Raw genomic sequence first — 16,787 nt, forward strand, 5'->3', positions numbered from 1 at the left:
CTGCGGCGTCCGCCGCCAGGTCGAGCTCTGTGCCGCACACGGCACCCGCTGCCTACCTGGCTGCCGCATGTGCCGCATCCTCGCCCGCTCCCAGCCCGGCATCTGAAGGGAGGTCCCATGCACGAACCGACCCGTACCGCCCGCCTGTCGCCGTGGCCCATCAACTGCTGCCCGCGTTGTAAGGCGCAGCTCGACGGCGGCCCCGTCCAGTTCTACTGCGCGTCGTGCCGCCGCGGCGTATTCGCCGCAGACCTCGACCACGAGATCCAAGCCCCGATGAGGAGGGCCGCATGATCACCGTTCTGCTCTACCTGATCACGTTCACCGCAGGGTTCCTCTCCTGCGACTTGGTCCGCATCTCGCAGGAACGTCTGCGCCTGCGCCAGGCCGTACGCTTCACCGTCGACGCGGCCGGATCGCCGGATAAGGTGCTCCGTATCTGGTCCAGCCACCGTGCGAACTGGTGCGACCGCCCAGGCTGCCCGCGTTGCCGGGGATGGTGGGGCCGATGACCGCCACCATCTACGGACCACGCCCGCTGAGCGAAGGCGAGCAGACCGCCATCTCGGTCACCGCGGCTGCCGTGGCTGGCCTGGGTCTGCTCGGGTTCGTGATCAGCTTCGCCACAGTGGCCGAGGCGGCTGTGACGTCCTTCGGCTGGTTCGCCTGGATCGTTCCACTCGGTATCGACCTAGGCATCGCCGTCTTCTCCGCGCTGGACATCGTCCTAGCTCGACTCGGCATGCGCCTCCGCCTGCTACGGCTGGTGCCCTGGTCGCTGACCGGTGCCACTGTCTACCTGAACGTGGCCAGCGAGGACACCCTGTTCGGGATCGTCGCTCACGCCATGCTCCCTGGCCTGTGGGTCGTGGCTGTGGAGGTCGGTGCGTACGCCATCCGCAAGCGCGCCGACCTGGCCAAGCCCGACCACATGGAATCCATCCGGCTCTCCCGGTGGCTGCTCGCCTTCCCGTCCACCTTCGCCCTGTGGCGTCGGATGGTGCTGTGGGAGATCCGCTCCTACCCGAACGCCCTCAACCGTGAGCGCGACCGAATCCTCGCCCGCACCGACCTACAGGACCGGTACGGCTGGCTGTGGCGCTTCAAGGCCACGCGCCGCGAACGAGCGCTCTACCGGCTCGGCGAGCTGGCGCCTGACCGCGTCCAACTCGCACCGGTAGCCGAGCGTCCCGCGCTGCCGCCGAAACCCAAGCACAGGGCCGCGAAGAAGACCGCAAAACGATCTCGCGCCGACGTGGACGATCTGATGCCGCTCGGCTGGCAGGTCGCCGCCGACCACGAGACGCGCGGAATCCCGCTCACCCGCGACCGGCTCCGCGACGCCATCCGGCAGACCGGCCAGTCTGTCTCCACCGACCGCGCCGGGGCACTCCTGGCCCGCCTACGGACGGAATCACCGCCAGACCGGACCACGACCGCCGGACCGACCGCCGACGCCGAGGCGGACGGACCGGAGGCCCCGACCGCGGACGAACAACCGGACGAAGCGCGGTCCGACCGTGCGCCGTCGCAGAAGCAGGGCACGGCCTCCACTCCGCCAAGAACAGTGGCCGCGCCCCGCCACCCCGCTACCGCCAAGGCACACGAGGTGTACTCATCTTGACCTACGACCCAGACGAGCTCGACCGCCGTCCGGCACCCGGCCACGAACTCGACGGCTTCGAATGGACCGACCGCGCTCAGACCGAAGACAGCGACGCGGAGGTCGTACCGCTCGACTCCCGACGTCGTACGCGCCAGACCGACGAGCCGGCATCGGACGACGACTTCTTCGACCGCGAGACGATCGCCATCACCGACCGGGTCATCGGCCCGCCGGTCGACCCGCCCGACGAGGACGCCGCACCGGTCGCCACTTCGGTCAAGCGTCGCCGTGCGCCGATCATCCCGGCATGGCTGCGCACCTGGCAGTCCATCCGAGCCATGATCGCCTGGCAGTTCCGCGACGCCGCATACGTCCTCGGCTACCACGGCGCTCGCTCGCCGAAGTACCTGGTCAAGATGCTCTGGTACGCAATCCCGGGCGTCTTCAAGTCCATCGGCCGGCTGCTGCACTGGGCGACGGCGGAAGAGGGCAACTGGGCGCTTCGCCAGTACGCCGCCGATCGCAACGACGCCGAGATGTGGCTCAAGCTGGACAGGCAGCGCCAACGCCAGTCCCGCTGGCGTTGGTCGATCGTTCTGGCCCTGACCATCGTCGCCCTGGTGGGCGTGCTGGCCTTCCTGGTTGCCGATGTGCCCGGCTGGCTGCGCCTCGGCGCGCTGGTCCTGGGCGTACCACTGCTGGCCCGAGCCGGACGACCCGCCGACAACCCGATCACCGACCGTGTGAGCGATGGCCCGCGCTACCGCAAGCTCACCGCCGAGCTGGTACGGCGCGCGCTGCTGCACTGCGGTATCTCCGGCATTACCCAGGCTGTCAGCAAGGACCCGAACGCCATCAGCTTCCCGCAGGAAATCCATCGGGATGGCCCTGGCCACCTGGCCATCATCGACCTGCCGTTCGGCGTGGAAGCCGCGGAGGTGGTGGCCCGCCGAGGCCGCCTCGCCTCGGCCATGCGGCTCCCCATGGACCAGGTCTGGCCCGAACCGGCCGCCGGCCACCCCGGCCGCCTCGCCCTGTGGGTCGGCTACGAACCCGCCTCACAGATGAAGCAGCCGCCCTGGCCGCTACTGCGAGACGGCCAGGTCGACGTGTTCAAGCCGTTCCCGTTCGCTACGACACCGCGCATGGAGACCGTCAACGCCGAGCTGGTGTTCCGCAACTGGCTCGTCGGCGGTCAGCCCGGCTCCGGCAAGACGTTCGGACTGAGGCTCGCGGTCCTGGCCGCCGCCCTCGACCCTCGCGCCGAGCTGCGCATCTACGAACTGAAGGGAGTAGGAGACTTCAAGGTCCTGGAACCGGTCTGCACCGAGTACGGCAACGGCTTCGATGACGAGACGATCGCCCGGTGCGCCGCGATGTTCGCCTGGCTGTACAAGGAGTGCGAACGCCGCTCCAAGCGCATAGCCCACTACCACGCCCTCGGCAAGGCTCCCGAGAACAAGGTCACTCCCGAACTGGCCTCGCTCAAGGGCTCTGGCCTGCACCCGCTGATCGTGGCGGTGGACGAGATCCAAGAGCTGTTCCTGCACCCGCAGTACGGCAAGGAAGCCGGGGAGATCTGCGAGAAGGTCATCAAGCTCGGCCGCGCCCTCGGCGTGATCCTGCTCCTGGGCACGCAGATCCCGGACAAGGACAGCCTGCCGACCGGCATCACCCGCAACGTCAACACCCGCTACTGCATGAGCGTCGCCGACCAGACCGCCAACGACATGATCCTCGGCACCTCCATGTACAAGCAGGGCTACCGTGCCACGGTGTTCCAGCCGGTGGCGGAGGCCGGATGGGGCATTCTCGCGGGCCTCGGCAAGCCCGCCGCCCGCCGCTCCTACTATCTCGACACCAACGACGCCGACAAGGTCATCGAACGCGCCAAGCGGCTCCGCGGCCTGGCCGGCACCCTGCCCGAGCCCGGCACCCAGGCTCGCGAGGACGCACCCGTCTTCAACGTCCTGGCCGACCTCGCCGAGATCTGGCCCGCCGGAGAGAACGCGGCCTGGAACGAAGCCCTGTGCACCCGCCTGACCGAACTCCGACCCGACGTCTACACCGGCTGGAAGTCCGAACAACTCACCAGTGCCCTCAAGCCGCACGGGCTGCGCGTGGGCGATATCGGCCGCCGTATCGACGGTAAGCCCGTCACCCGACGCGGCATCCGTCTGGACGATCTCACCGAGGCCATCGCCGAGCGTAACCGTCAGAAGCGCTCCGGCTGAACCGCCACGGGGCTGCTAGCGCTAGTAGCCAACTCTGCTAGCGCTAGCACCCCCGCTAGCACCAGAAACAAGCCCTGGCCAGGCCGTTAGCACGCTAGCGGCTCTCCTCGACCATGCCCGAAAACCGGCCCTGGAGGCTGTCGTGCACCCTGCTCTCCTCGTCGCTATCACCACGATCATCAGCACCCTCTGCTACGCCTCACGGTGCTACCTGAGCCCGTTCGGCCGCTGCCGCAAGTGCGAAGGCAAAGGCCGCATCCCGCACCGTCGCGGCGGCGCGCGGTACTGCCGCCGCTGCGACGCCACCGGCCTACGCCTGCGCTTCGGCCGCCACCTCTGGAATTACGTCCGCCACCTGCATCACGACGGCCGGTAACCACGAGCGGCCCCGGCGCACAGCCACCAAGCACGACGCCGGGGCCATGCCCCAACCGATCACCGGCCCCGCAGGGCCGACTCAAGGAGCACCCACCAGCATGACACCTCATCCGCCCCGCCAGGCGCGGTCTTACGCGCTGGCTGCCGCCGCCCGAGGCTGGCACGTCTTCCCGCTCACACCGGGGGACAAGGTACCGCTCAAGGGTTGGAAGTGGAAGGAGCACCACACGACCGACCCCGACATCATCAGCCGCTTCTGGAGCGGCACCGCGTTCAACATCGGCATCGCCACCGGTCCATCCCGCCTGGTCGTCATCGACCTCGACACCCCGAAGGCAGGTGAGCAGCCACCACCGCCCTGGAACCAGCCTGGCGTGAACGACGGGGCCGACGTCCTGGCCCTGCTGTGCGAGGAGGCCGGCCAGTCGCTACCCCTGGAGACCTTCCAGGTCCGCACCCGCCGCGGCGGCACGCACCTGTACTTCACCGCTCCCGAGGGGCTGACGCTCGGCAACACCTCCGGTGCCAAGGGACAAGGGCTCGGCTGGCTGATCGACACCCGCGCCACCGGCGGGTACGTCGTCGGCTCCGGCAGCTTCGTCACGTTGCCCGACGGCACGGGAACCTACGACGCCATTCACACCATCCACCCCGCACCACTGCCGCACTGGCTCGCCGAACGCCTCACACCACCGGCCCCCGAACAGCCATCGATCCGCTTCACGGCTTCCGACGTGTTGGCGACACTCGGCACTCAATCGACCGGCTACGCACTGGCCGCACTCCGCAATGAACTCCAGCACGTACTCGACGCCACGCCGGGCACCCGCAACCACACCTTGAACGCCGCAGCCTTCGCCCTCGGCCAGCTCGTCGCCACGGGCCTGCTGCCGCACCGCCTGACCGAGGACGCCCTGCACACCGCCGCTCAAGCTATCGGCCTGTCCCCCCGAGAGGCCACGGCCACCATCCGCTCCGGCCTCACCTCCGGAGCACGCCAGCCACGCCGGGGGATCGCATGACCAACCCACTCGACGCCAACGCCATCCTGGAGAACCTCGACGCTAATGCCACCATCGCCCGCCTGCACCGCGACCTGACCATCGGCCTACCCGCACCTGCTCCTGCCGCCGCCCCCGCCATGTTCTATGGCCTGCCAGGTGAGCTGGTGAAGGCCGCCGACCCGTCCACCGAGGCCGATCCTGCGGGCGTCCTGGTCTCCGCCCTGTCGGCCTGTGGCGCCGTCATCGGCCCTGGCCCGTTCGTTCAGATCGGCAACACCCGCCACCCACTCCTGATCTGGCCGCTGCTGTTCGGCCGCACCGGCTCTGGCCGCAAAGGCCAGGCCACCGACACCGCCGAGATCTTCCTGCACCACGCCGGCATCGGCTACGCCGATCTCTGCGTCACTGGCCTGTCCTCCGGTGAAGGGCTGATCGAACGCATCCGCGACCCCGACAGCCCGGACGACCCCGGCGGCACGATGGACAAGCGCCTGTCGGTCACCGAGCCGGAGTTCTCCACCGTCATGGCCCGCGCCAAGCGCGAGGGCTCCACGCTCGGCACCATGCTCCGCCAGGCCTGGGACGGCCGCACGCTCGCCGTGCTAACCCGCAACGCCTACCGGGCATCCAACCCGCACATCGCGATCATCGGCCACATCACGCCGAAAGAGTTCCGCATGCGGCTGGCCGAGGCGGACATGGCCGGCGGCTCCTACAACCGCTTTCTACCGATCTACGTTGAGCGCTCCAAGCGCCTGCCCATCCCCGAAGGGGTAGCACCCGATCTCCTGGCCAGCCTCAGCGGCAAGCTCCACGACGCCATCAAGCAGGCTCGCCAGATCAAGCGCATCGCCCTCGACGAGAAGGCCCGTGCCCTGTGGTCGACCGAGCTGTACGAGGAGTTCACCGCCGCCGACGACGAAGACCACGCCTGGACCGAGTTCACCCGCCGCTCCGCCCCGTACTGCCTGCGCATCGCGGCTCTGTACGCCGCCCTCGAAGCCCGCGCTCACATCACTTCCGCCGACCTTCAAGCTGCCGCTGCCCTGGTCCGCTACTCCATCGCCTCGGCCATCTTCGTCCTCGACAAGCAGATGCGAGACCCGAAGATCGACCGCATCCGTCGCGCCCTCGATCAAGCCGCCGACACCGGGCTGACCCGATCAGAGATCAGTGCACTGTTCTCCCGCAACGTGCCCAAACAGACCCTCGCCGAACTGTTGGCCAGCCTCACGGCCACGAGCCAGTACGAGGCGTTCACCACACCCACCGGAGGCCGCCCGTCCGTCCGCTACCGCCGTACCAGCCCTGACGAAGAAAGAAGAAACAAGCCCTCATGACCGACATGACTCAGCTCTCATCAGCGAAAACGCGCTCGGCGTGGATCGCATCTTCCTTCGTCGCCCACGAAAGAACTCGGCAACCTCGCCCGACACCAGGTGAGCAGAGCCGATCACCACCACCCCGGGATCTGACCCGCGAGAACAGAAGCCCAACCGCGCCCAGCTGACTCTTTCTTCTTTCTTCGTCCCGACGACACCCGGCCCACAGCCACCAAGCACGGGGCCGCTCGCCCAACCGCCTGATTCGCAAGGAGACGCCCTTTGGCCACCGGCCCGAACTCACGAGGGATGCTCACCCTCCTCGAACTCTGCACCGAACTCCAGATCTCCCGCTCGACCTTCTACGACTGGCGCGCCAAGGGCCGCGCCCCACGCTGCCTCAAGCTCCCCAACGGCGATCTCCGCATCCGCCGGACCGACCTGGACCGCTGGCTCGACACGATGGAGGAGGCCGCCTGATGAAGGACATCACCTACGACGTACGCGTCTACAAGACCGAGATCTACAAGGGCAAGACGACCACCACCTACTACGTGCGTTGGAAGGTCGGCGGCAAAGCCTGGCGCAAGCCGTTCCGCAATGCGGCCCAAGCCGACACCTACCGCGGCGAGCTCCAAGCCGCGGCCCGCCGGGGAGAGGCGTTCAGCCGCGCCATCGGAGAGCCCGTCTCCTGGGGTCGCACGCACCAGGCAGAGATGAGCTGGTACGACTTCGTCTGCAAGTTCGTGGACATGAAGTGGAAGGCAGCCGCGCCGAAGTACCGCCAGGACATCGCCCGGGCGCTTACCGCCGCCACGCCGGCCATGTACAACACGACGCGTGGCAAGCCCGAAGACCGCGAGCTCCGCACCGCCATGCACCGCTGGACCTGCAACAGCAAGCAACGAAAGGAGGCGCCCGAGGACGCCGGAACCGCCCTGCGCTGGCTGGCACACAACACCAAGCCCGTCTCCGCCCTCACCGACGACCCCGGCCTCGTTCGCGACCTCCTGGACGCCGCCACGTCCCTTCTGAACGGCCAGCGCGCCGCACCCAACACGGTGCGGAAACACCGGATGCTGCTGTCCAATGCCCTCGACTACGCCGTAGAACTCAAGCTACTGCCCGCCAACCCGCTCAAGACGCTGAAGTGGAAGCCACCCGCCAGCACCTACGAAGTGGACCGCCGCAGCGTCGTCAACCACACACAGGCCAAGGCGCTGCTCGCCGCCGTGAAGGCGCAGAAGCCAAGCGGCGAGCGCCTCGTCGCGTTCTTCGCCTTGATGTACTACGCCGCCCTACGCCCCGAGGAGGCCATCAACCTGCGCCGCGACAACATCACCCTCCCGCCTCTCGTCAAGAACCCGGAGTCCAGCGAGATGGAGGAGCCGGCAAACGCCTGGGGAGAGCTCCACCTCCTCAAGGCCGCGCCCTACTCCGGACGGGAATGGACCGACACCGGCACCGCCAGGCAGGAACGCGCGCTCAAGCACCGCGCCGAAGGCCACACCCGTACGGTGCCCATCCCTCCACCGCTGGTCCGCATCCTTCGGGCGCATCTCGCAGAGTTTGGGAAAGGACCGGACGGACGCGTCTTCTACGGAGTGCAGGGTGGAGAGCTTCCATTCATCACTTACCGACGCGCCTGGAAGGCCGCGAGAAAAACGGCACTCACGGACAAGGAGTTCGCCTCCCCTTTGGCGGCCCGGCCGTACGACCTACGCCATGCCTGCGTCTCGACCTGGCTCAACGCCGGCGTCCCCGCTCCCCAGGTCGCCGAGTGGGCAGGACACAGCGTGGACGTGCTATTGCGCGTCTACGCCAAGTGCATCGTCGGCCAAGACGAGATCGCCAAGCGCCGAATCTCTGACGCCTTGGAGTGAAGTCCTGGCCTGCGTTGGGCCGAGTGCCTGGGCAAGGTTATCCCCGCGTGCGCGGGGAGCACGCTTCGAGGGTGATCCCCTCCTCGATCGCGTTGGGACCATCCCCGCGTGCGCGGGGAGCACTGCTGAGGCTTGTTCGCCTCGCGGTTACCGGCGGGACCATCCCCGCATGCGCGGGGAGCACGTCGAGTCGAGGGTCGGCGTGAAAGCGCCGCCGGGACCATCCCCGCGTGCGCGGGGAGCACGACGTCAGCGAACTCGGCCAGCAGGTGGTCGAGGGACCATCCCCGCGTGCGCGGGGAGCACTCGTCCACGGCGGCGCGGGCCTCGGCCGGCAGGGGGCCATCCCCGCGTGCGCGGGGAGCACCTGACCAACCAGACCATGGGCCGTTTCGTCCAGGGGCCATCCCCGCGTGCGCGGGGAGCACATTCCCGATCTGGAGGTGGTCCCCCGCCAGGAAGGGCCATCCCCGCGTGCGCGGGGAGCACCTACCGCGGCAGTTTCGAACCGCGGCAGTCGTGGGGGCCATCCCCGCGTGCGCGGGGAGCACCGCGGTGTGCGGTGCGGCGATGCCTGCCGTGCGGGGCCATCCCCGCGTGCGCGGGGAGCACAGGTTGGACCGGAACGACTCGCTGTTGCCGAAGGGGCCATCCCCGCGTGCGCGGGGAGCACCGCCGGTCCAGCTCCGTAGATCCCGGATCCGCGGGGCCATCCCCGCGTGCGCGGGGAGCACGGAGCCTTAATCGGGAACGAGAACACCAGCGTGGGGCCATCCCCGCGTGCGCGGGGAGCACTCTCGTTGACCTGGGCATTTAGCAGCTGCCAAGGGCGTTTTTGAGTACTTTCATTGAATCGGACATTGTGGACTTCCGGTAGGGCTGGCGTAATGACAGCGAGACATCGCGTCTGGCTGTCCGAGGCGTGGCGTGGAGTCTTGTATGCCACCGGCCGCGCGCACATTTTGCGTGATCACGCGTCAATGATCGGCCCCAACCGCCCAAAACTCGATCTTCGCGCATAGCCACCCGGGTTTCTACTGGTCATAGGCAGGGGACGTGATCGTGTTGGCGTTATGCGATTCCGTACTTCCGCCTGATGGAGTCAGCTTCTTCCTTGGTCACCTCACTCGGAGTACGGCCCAGCAACTGCCGTAACTCGTCCATGATTGCCTGTCCGGAGGTTCGGGCTCGCGTACTGAACAGGTTGAGTTGGGCGTCGAACTGCTTGGCGGTGGGGCCGGTCCAGACCTTGCCGGAACGGAACATCCGGCAGGGCCTCTCGACGTCAGAATTGATCTGCTCGATCATCGGGCCGACCGTGCGGATAGCGTGCTGGAGCGCCTCGTGCAGCGGGTTGCTCACCATCGCGGGCATCGGCTCAGTCCTTCGGCTTGGCCTCGACGATCAGCTTCGGCCCGACAAGCTTCATCAAGGCCACCACGTCGGCGGTGTTGTCCCGCCCTTTGACGCCTCGCCACAGTTCCACGATCACTTGGTCGAGGCCGTGCACCAGAGTTGCGGACGCTTGGGTGTTGTCAGCGCTGCCGTCCTGCCCATAATGGCCGATCGCACCGGGAACGATCTCCGGTAGGGGTTTGGCGCCTTTGCTGATCACCCACTCGACCTCTTCTTTTGAGCCATCGGGAGACAGGGTCACGTCCAGTACTTTCGGCCCGTTCGATTGGTAGATGAAACATCCGCCGGAGCTCTCGCCTTCGTTTGCTGACGTGGTGAAGCGTCCCTTCACCACGGGGTCCTGCACGCCAGTCATCAGTCGCACCGCGTCGAGTGGAATGTAGTCGCAGAGGTATGGCGGAGCCGCAACCGATGGGAGTGGTGTCGTGTTCACTGGAGGCTCATCTTGCGAACACGCAGCCAGCAGGGACAGTGCGCTCAGCGTTGCGACAGGAAGAGCGAGATATGGCCTCATGATGCCTTGAACTCCGAGAACCCTCTTTCGAAACCCGTTTCCAGGTCTCCGGAGATCTTTTCCCAGGGAGGCCCGGCAAGACCGTCGTAGAGCCATCTTTCATAGGCGTCGAGCCGCGGGTGGATGTCGTCATCGTACGGCGTCATTTCACGGACTGTCATGAGCGAGTTCCCGTCATCTTTCAAGAAGTTGTTGGGTGACTTCCGAGGGGCTTCTCCCTTTTCTGCACCTTCCAGGGAACTCCACGGATGCGTACTGGCAGGCGGATCGGGCTTGCCGAACAACCCGTTCTTGAGCATGGCATCGGCGGCGATCTGATCGAGCAAGAACTTCGCCTGGCTCTTGGCTGTGTTGGCGTTGTATGTTGCCTTGTCGGCGTTCTCCGTCGTCCTGGCGGCGTCTTCGATCATGCTGTTCCATGCGCCCACAGTGCCGGCCGTTACCGCTCCGGCGGCCGTCTGCGGGATCGCGAGCCCGGTGTTGACCACCGCCATGAATAGCTTCATGCTCCGCTCCTGCGCCTCATCCAGCTCCTTGCCTTGCTGGATCTTGGCGAGCCCGCTGGCATCGGTGATCAGCCCGAAGCCCGCCCCGGCTTCCTGTGCGCTGGCCTTGAGAACAGACTCACCTTTGCCGCCGGCCACCTGTGCAGCGGCATAATTGAGCAGGCCTTTTGTCCATGCCGTCTGCGCTGCCGTGACGGTGCCCAATGCGTTCGGGTCGTGCTTGAACGCATCCTCCATGGCCTTGCGCAGATCCTCTTTCCTGAACTGCGCTCCCCATACCTGATCTTCTGGTGGAAGATTCGCGCGGTGGGCGCCGAACACGCTGGAATCCTCATCACGAGTTGCTTTGGCGACGCGGTTGACGTCGTTGATGTAGGCGGCCAGGATGCGCGCGGTGGTGCCGGTTGTCGCGAAGGAAGGGCCTTCGGTGCCTGCCAGGACACGCTGGCCCTCCCAGTGAATGAATTCCGAAGCTATCTTGGCCGAGATGAATCCGGGCGACGGCTCTTGCGGTGTGCCGGAGTGGTCCCGGTAGGTCATGGTCGCGGCTTCGAGCGCTTTTCCGAAAGCTGCTCCGTTGTCGTACATCGGCCGCTCGGTGACGTACCGCTTCATGATGCTGGGATCTCCGGCGAAGAAGTCCTGAGCCGCCTTCGGGTGGTTGGCCAGGGCCGTCATCACGCCGATCATAGGATCCTGTGGGATGCCCACCGAAGCGGCATCATTCCAGGTCTTGCGGTCCAGACCTTCCAGCGTCCTGGCCGCGGCCACCAGGAAATCCCGTTCGTAAGTCCCGTGGGGGAGGAGTGCGGAGAGTGCGTGCTGATCCACCGGTACTCGCAGATTCGACAGCAACTCCTTGCGCCATGACGTGTTCAACCGCGGGCTGGCCGTACCGAGCGCCTTGCCCAGTGCCGCCTGTAAGCGCCGCTTGTTGGAATCCTTCTGGTACACCAGCGCCGCCATGAGATTCCGGAACCGCTCGGTACCCAGCGCATACATCAGAGATGTGGCGAACCCTTCATCCCCCGCCCGCTTCTCCAACTCGGCGATGGTCTTCTCGTCCACCGCGCCGTTCCGGCTGACCTCACCCAGCTTGAGCGCGGCAGCGTACACGTCCGGATCGCCGGAAGCCCCGCTGTACATCGTCTCGTCGAACGGGCGCAGCCCGCCGGTCGTATCTGTGCCCCATTCCGTGGTCACGGCCTGGATCGTCTCGTTGCGCCGCCGTAACTCCGGCCGCTTGGCGCCAATCCAGTTGCTGAGCTCCCGCATCGCGTTCAGCCGCGAGGTGTCCAGGTCGAGGTTCTCCAGCATCCAGCGGATCTGTGGCTCGTGGCGGCCGAGTATGTTCTCCGCTTGGCCGAGGTCGCGCTCGAAGTCGTGCATCAGCTTCGGATCGATCCCCGAGTACTCCCAGTCGGGCGGCTGCGCCATCGCCGGTGGCGTGAGGGAAGGAGGTGCCGGGGCCGTGTCGGTGCGGGCCGGGCGGTCGGCCGGCGGGTGATCGGGTGACGCCTGGGGGGTCGGCGACGGCGGGGTTGTCATGACGGGTCTCCAGTACGTACGAGGACGTCCGGATTGTCCCTCAGCCACGCCTTTCCCGCGAGGGGCGCATAACGCACCAGCATTGTCATTTCCCGGCTTTGAGATGCTGAGACGCCAGGACGTACGCAGCGCATGCTCCGCGGGTTCGCTCCCATAAGCAGACGGTCAGATCAGATTGGGCAACCGTAGATCACTTGATTCTGTCCGCGATTCTCGCAACCAACCCCTCAGCGTGACCGTCTACTTACTGTCGGTTAATGATCTCGGGGGTGATGGTGAACACTCTTCCACCGTGTGCGTACGTCCGCAGGACACCAGCCAGACCACGCCGAAGGTGGCGAGCAGCATGGATGGCGCTCGCTCTCGCCGCGACCATGGGATTCAGTGGCGGCTTCGGCTACTCGCTGGGCCAGGTCGCTCAACAGCCCCAGCAACCGACCCACCCGAAGCTGGCAGCCATGTCAGTCGCACCAGATCGACCCCCTTCGACGCCCACTGTGACCCCATCGGCCAGTCCATCCCCTGCCGCCACGCGCGATCGTCCAGTGCCGAAGCGGATCTCCCGGCCTGTACCCGAGCAGGAGCTCCGGCCCAAGCACGCCAAGGTCAACAAGCGCCATCACAAACGCCACAAGCACCACGCGAGCAGAAAGCACCGCAGGGTGCACCGCGCACCATGCGCCCGGTTCGAGGGCTTCAAGGCCCGGTTGTGCCGAACCTTGTTCCAGCGGAACTGAAACATCCGCCAACACTGATCACGATGCCCGCGCGACTCTACGTCGCCCGTGGGGTCATCCCCGCGCGCGGGGAGCACGTCGACTCCGCTCAACTTGGCGTTATCGACAAGGGACCATCCCCACGTGCGCGGGGAGCACGGAATGCTCGCGCAGCTCGTTACGCGGGCCGAGGGACCATCCCCGCGTGCGCGGGGAGCACCGGACTCCCAAGGGCCAGAGCCCGGGGTAAGGGGGATCACCCCCGCGTGCGCGGAGAGCACGGAGTGCCCGGCCTGCAACGGCACCGGAAGGCGGGATAACCCCCGCGTGCGCGGCGAGCACAGGAGGCTGGCCTGGGCCTTGGCCCCGCGCTCGGGATCACCCCCGCGTGCGCGGGGAGCACGACCCGTGCCGCAAAGGATGCTCGGCAGCCGGGGGATCACCCCCGCGTGCGCGGGGAGCACTCTTGTTGACCTGCGACGTTGTCCGCGATTGGGCTCGGAATTGAGCACTTCCATCGAAAAGGGCATAGCGGACATTCTGGTTATCAAGCTGCTGATTTAGTCGTCCCAGGCTGCATCATTGGCGGGGTGGCAGGCAACTTGGCTCCACTCCCCGCAAGATGTGGCTGTCCCCGTGTGCACGGAGAACACCCCCGGACGCTCCGCGACGGATCCTTCATGCAGGACTATCCCCGCGTGCGCGGGGCGCACTCGACCAGCCTCTTCTGCGCCTCGGGCGTGTTGGGACCATCCCCGCGTGCGCGGGGAGCACCCGATCACGCTGGATCGGTTCGCCGACGTCTCGGGACCATCCCGCGTGCGCGGGGAGCACGGGATCCCGCTGGTGTGCGACCTGAAGGGGCTGGGACCATCCCCGCGTGCGCGAGGAGCACCTCATAAGCCGACACTCACGGGTTCGAATCCCGGGACCATCCCCGCGTGCGCGGGGAGCACGAACAGGTCTCCGCGCACCGTGACACCGGAGAAGGACCATCCCCGCGTGCGCGAGGAGCACTCTCGTTGACCTGCGACGTTGTCCGCGATTGGGCTCGGAATTGAGCACTTCCATAGAAAAGGGCATAGCGGACATTCTGGTTATCAAGCTGCTGATTCAGTCGTCCCAGGCTGCATCATTGGCGGGGTGGCAGGCAACTTGGCTCCACTCCCCGCAAGATGTGGCTGTCCCGTGTGCACGGAGAACAACTCCCGGACCCCTCCGCGACGGATCCTGCGTGCAGGACCATCCGCGCGTGCGCGGGGAGCACGGTCCTTTCTTGATCTCTCGATCGGGGGAGGAGGGACCATCCCCGGGTGAGCGGGGAGCACTCGACACCCACCCCGACCGCGCGCCGGACGTGGGACCATCCCCGCGTGCGCGGGGAGCACCTCTATGCGATCGGTTGGGTAATCGGTAAGTCGGGACCATCCCCACGTGCGCCGGGAGCACTGTCCTGAGTAGTGTGCGCCAAGATCAAAGTTGGGACCATCCCCGCGTGCGCGGGGAGCACTGATCAAGGAGCTTCGGCCGGACTACGTGGTCGGGACCATCCCCGCGTGCGCGGGGAGCACCGCTGAATAGCTGCACAGAGCGCTACGTGCCCGGGACCATCCCCGCGTGCGCGGGGAGCACTCACCTACGGCGAACGCGATGCCGTTCGAGCAGGGACCATCCCCGCGTGCGCGGGGAGCACCAGTGGCGGCTCCTGTGGCTGTGGCACGCCAAGGGACCATCCCCGCGTGCGCGGGGAGCACGGGTGATCCCCTTCTGTTTGGCCGCGTGGATCGGGACCATCCCCGCGTGCGCGGGGAGCACACCTGGATACCGCCATAGACCGAAGCCAACAGGGGACCATCCCCGCGTGCGCGGGGAGCACGATACCTTCCAGGATCATCCCGAGCTGGCGACGGGACCATCCCCGCGTGCGCGGGGAGCACCGTCGGCCCAGGTGGTGTATCGGAGGAGCGATGGGACCATCCCCGCGTGCGCGGGGAGCACGGCGGCCACGATCAAGAGGTGTGTCCGGCGCCGGGACCATCCCCGCGTGCGCGGGGAGCACAAGTTGACCGCCCACTACGGGCGCCCGAACAAGGGACCATCCCCGCGTGCGCGGGGAGCACCCGACGTGCACCCCGCACACCACGCAGGTGTCGGGACCATCCCCGCGTGCGCGGGGAGCACGGCGAGCTTCTCCCGAGCGTCAGCGGATCACCGGGACCATCCCCGCGTGCGCGGGGAGCACACCGCGGGCGGCGTGAACATGACGGTCACCTCGGGACCATCCCCGCGTGCGCGGGGAGCACTCTCGCTGACCTGCGTGTTTAGCGGCGAACGGGGGTCGTTCTGAAGCACTTTTGCGGAATCGGACATTGCGGACTCCCGTGAGGATTAGCGAGAGGGCGATGATCACAAGTGGTTGATGGAGGGACTCAGCAAGAGTGTTGCATGCCGTCAGCCGTGCGCACGTATTTGGCACGATCACCCGCAAGTGATCACCCACAGTCGCACACCACCGGACACATCAAAAAGTCCCTGACTCGCGTTTCCGCTGGTCAAGGACGCTTTGCTGCTGGTCGAACCTGGTGCCCCCGGCAGGATTCGAACCTGCGGCACCCGCTTTAGGAGAGCGGGAGTCGTTTGGAGTCCAGTATGTCTAGTAATGCGGGCTTAATCACTGGATGTGGACGGCCATGATCTTGTGGAGGCGGGCGGCCACCCCGGTCCGGGGTGGTGGCTATGAGATCTCCAGGTTGGCGGGCGTGAACGGTTCTGTCGGGTGGTCAGGTCAGGGGGATGACGCCCTTGCTGGTGAGGGCTTCGGCCCGGTGGTGGGATTCACCGCTGGTCTCGACCATGCGCGCGTGGCGCATGAGGCGAGCGACGGTGGCGGTGGCCATGGTCTTCCGATGATCGTGTCGAACCTGGAGGGATGGATGTTGAGGGTGGCGAGAGGTGGCGTTCGTAGGCGGCATCGATCGGGTGGTAGAAGGCTTCGGTTGTCTTGTGGCTGAGCGGGAGCAGGCCGATGTCGCCGACCACGATGAGGTCGGATCGGTAGATCTTGGTGGTGCGGGCGGCGGAACTGTCGGTATTGGCTCGGCTGATGGTGACGGGCGCAACGACCTTGGGCACGCTGGAGCGCCTGTTAGCGGGATCAGGCGATCCTCGTGCGCTCCCGCGCTTGAAGCACTACGTCTCCAGCAGCCTTCGTTGATCGTTTAATCTTTTGGGGTGGCGGACATATCTCAAGGTCTCGTATTGCCGACTGCCCTGGCCGAGGTGGCCCAGGTTGGCTTCGAGTGGGAGTGGGACGAAGAGACCGACGAGGCCCGCGGCTGTGACTTCGAGCTATACGATCAGTTCGAGGAGTCCGATCGGACGGCGTGGTGGTTCCGGCTGTGGACCGGCAACCAAGAGGTCGATGGCAGCGAGTTTCGCTTCTTCGGCGCGACCGGGACGGGTGACTACACCGGCTTTTGGCTGGTACGGCCCGATGCGGCGATCATCGATCAGCCCGTTGTCTACATTGGTTCTGAGGGTGAGCGCGGTGTGATCGCCCTGAACCGCTCCGATGCTCCTATGTTTGTCAAGCAGCAACGGGAACCTCGTTGTTAGCGGCGTTTGGGCTGGTGAGGGCTTTGAAGAGCTCTCGAGCGACGT

The 16,787-nt window shown here is 66.7% G+C and carries 14 protein-coding genes and 2 CRISPR repeat arrays; of the genes, 10 read left to right on the forward strand and 4 right to left on the reverse strand.

Annotated features, from left to right (window positions below):
* Window positions 1-117: 117 nt before the first annotated feature.
* From ACWDX9_RS21140 to ACWDX9_RS21180, 9 genes are all read left to right on the forward strand, one after another.
* A complete protein-coding gene (locus ACWDX9_RS21140) occupies window positions 118-294 on the forward strand; it encodes a hypothetical protein (protein ID WP_449956410.1) in 177 nt (58 codons plus the stop codon).
* Window positions 291-512: a hypothetical protein gene (locus tag ACWDX9_RS21145; protein WP_449956413.1), complete on the forward strand. Its 222-nt coding sequence runs from the start codon at window positions 291-293 to the stop codon at window positions 510-512. Before ACWDX9_RS21140 ends, ACWDX9_RS21145 begins: the two co-directional genes overlap by 4 nt.
* Window positions 509-1,624 (forward strand): DUF2637 domain-containing protein, encoded by a 1,116-nt coding sequence (locus ACWDX9_RS21150; RefSeq protein WP_449956416.1) that lies wholly within the window; start codon window positions 509-511, stop codon window positions 1,622-1,624. The genes ACWDX9_RS21145 and ACWDX9_RS21150 overlap by 4 nt, the downstream gene beginning before the upstream one ends.
* Complete coding sequence (locus tag ACWDX9_RS21155; protein ID WP_449956419.1) at window positions 1,621-3,840, forward strand: cell division protein FtsK; 2,220 nt, start codon at window positions 1,621-1,623, stop codon at window positions 3,838-3,840. Before ACWDX9_RS21150 ends, ACWDX9_RS21155 begins: the two co-directional genes overlap by 4 nt.
* 142 nt (window positions 3,841-3,982) lie before the next feature.
* The gene (locus ACWDX9_RS21160) at window positions 3,983-4,216 is read left to right on the forward strand and encodes a hypothetical protein (RefSeq protein ID WP_449956422.1); all 234 of its coding nucleotides are present in this window, start codon (window positions 3,983-3,985) and stop codon (window positions 4,214-4,216) included.
* Window positions 4,217-4,316: 100 nt separating this feature from the next.
* Window positions 4,317-5,240 carry a bifunctional DNA primase/polymerase gene (locus ACWDX9_RS21165; RefSeq protein WP_449956425.1) on the forward strand — a complete coding sequence of 308 codons (924 nt, stop codon included), beginning with the start codon at window positions 4,317-4,319 and terminating at the stop codon, window positions 5,238-5,240.
* Window positions 5,237-6,562, forward strand: a complete 1,326-nt coding sequence (locus ACWDX9_RS21170; RefSeq protein ID WP_449956428.1) for a hypothetical protein — start codon at window positions 5,237-5,239, stop codon at window positions 6,560-6,562. The genes ACWDX9_RS21165 and ACWDX9_RS21170 overlap by 4 nt, the downstream gene beginning before the upstream one ends.
* Window positions 6,563-6,826: 264 nt before the next feature.
* Window positions 6,827-7,024, forward strand: coding sequence for a helix-turn-helix transcriptional regulator (locus tag ACWDX9_RS21175; protein WP_449956431.1), 198 nt, complete (start codon window positions 6,827-6,829; stop codon window positions 7,022-7,024).
* Window positions 7,024-8,427 carry a tyrosine-type recombinase/integrase gene (locus tag ACWDX9_RS21180; protein WP_449956434.1) on the forward strand — a complete coding sequence of 468 codons (1,404 nt, stop codon included), beginning with the start codon at window positions 7,024-7,026 and terminating at the stop codon, window positions 8,425-8,427. Before ACWDX9_RS21175 ends, ACWDX9_RS21180 begins: the two co-directional genes overlap by 1 nt.
* Window positions 8,428-8,460: 33 nt before the next feature.
* A CRISPR array of direct repeats spans window positions 8,461-9,222; the repeat unit is 29 nt; unit sequence GGGACCATCCCCGCGTGCGCGGGGAGCAC.
* 276 nt (window positions 9,223-9,498) lie between these two features.
* Here ACWDX9_RS21180 and ACWDX9_RS21185 read toward each other — a convergent pair.
* From ACWDX9_RS21185 to ACWDX9_RS21200, 4 genes are all read right to left on the reverse strand, one after another.
* Window positions 9,499-9,801: a hypothetical protein gene (locus ACWDX9_RS21185; RefSeq protein ID WP_449956437.1), complete on the reverse strand. Its 303-nt coding sequence runs from the start codon at window positions 9,799-9,801 to the stop codon at window positions 9,499-9,501.
* A gap of 4 nt (window positions 9,802-9,805) precedes the next feature.
* Window positions 9,806-10,198, reverse strand: coding sequence for a hypothetical protein (locus ACWDX9_RS21190; protein WP_449956440.1), 393 nt, complete (start codon window positions 10,196-10,198; stop codon window positions 9,806-9,808).
* Between the two features lie 155 nt (window positions 10,199-10,353).
* Entirely contained in the window at window positions 10,354-12,411 is a 2,058-nt protein-coding gene (locus ACWDX9_RS21195) for a hypothetical protein (RefSeq protein ID WP_449956441.1), read from the reverse strand.
* A gap of 1,954 nt (window positions 12,412-14,365) precedes the next feature.
* Window positions 14,366-15,430: direct repeats of the CRISPR family, unit length 29 nt; unit sequence GGGACCATCCCCGCGTGCGCGGGGAGCAC.
* A 532-nt stretch (window positions 15,431-15,962) separates the two neighbouring features.
* The gene (locus ACWDX9_RS21200; protein ID WP_449956444.1) at window positions 15,963-16,259 is read right to left on the reverse strand and encodes a hypothetical protein; all 297 of its coding nucleotides are present in this window, start codon (window positions 16,257-16,259) and stop codon (window positions 15,963-15,965) included.
* A 126-nt stretch (window positions 16,260-16,385) separates the two neighbouring features.
* Between ACWDX9_RS21200 and ACWDX9_RS21205 the strand changes: the two genes are divergently transcribed.
* Complete coding sequence (locus ACWDX9_RS21205; protein ID WP_449956447.1) at window positions 16,386-16,742, forward strand: hypothetical protein; 357 nt, start codon at window positions 16,386-16,388, stop codon at window positions 16,740-16,742.
* Window positions 16,743-16,787 lie beyond the last annotated feature (45 nt).

Source organism: Nonomuraea sp. NPDC003201 (assembly GCF_053590415.1).

What these genes read in the sequence shown, in the direction of transcription:
- ACWDX9_RS21140 (WP_449956410.1), top strand. Translation starts at nt 118, where the DNA reads ATGCACGAACCGACCCGTACCGCCCGCCTGTCGCCGTGGCCCATCAAC.
- ACWDX9_RS21145 (WP_449956413.1), top strand. Translation starts at nt 291, where the DNA reads ATGATCACCGTTCTGCTCTACCTGATCACGTTCACCGCAGGGTTCCTC.
- ACWDX9_RS21150 (WP_449956416.1), top strand. Translation starts at nt 509, where the DNA reads ATGACCGCCACCATCTACGGACCACGCCCGCTGAGCGAAGGCGAGCAG.
- ACWDX9_RS21165 (WP_449956425.1), top strand. Translation starts at nt 4,317, where the DNA reads ATGACACCTCATCCGCCCCGCCAGGCGCGGTCTTACGCGCTGGCTGCC.
- ACWDX9_RS21170 (WP_449956428.1), top strand. Translation starts at nt 5,237, where the DNA reads ATGACCAACCCACTCGACGCCAACGCCATCCTGGAGAACCTCGACGCT.
- ACWDX9_RS21180 (WP_449956434.1), top strand. Translation starts at nt 7,024, where the DNA reads ATGAAGGACATCACCTACGACGTACGCGTCTACAAGACCGAGATCTAC.
- ACWDX9_RS21185 (WP_449956437.1), bottom strand. Translation starts at nt 9,801, where the DNA reads ATGCCCGCGATGGTGAGCAACCCGCTGCACGAGGCGCTCCAGCACGCT.
- ACWDX9_RS21190 (WP_449956440.1), bottom strand. Translation starts at nt 10,198, where the DNA reads ATGACTGGCGTGCAGGACCCCGTGGTGAAGGGACGCTTCACCACGTCA.
- ACWDX9_RS21195 (WP_449956441.1), bottom strand. Translation starts at nt 12,411, where the DNA reads ATGACAACCCCGCCGTCGCCGACCCCCCAGGCGTCACCCGATCACCCG.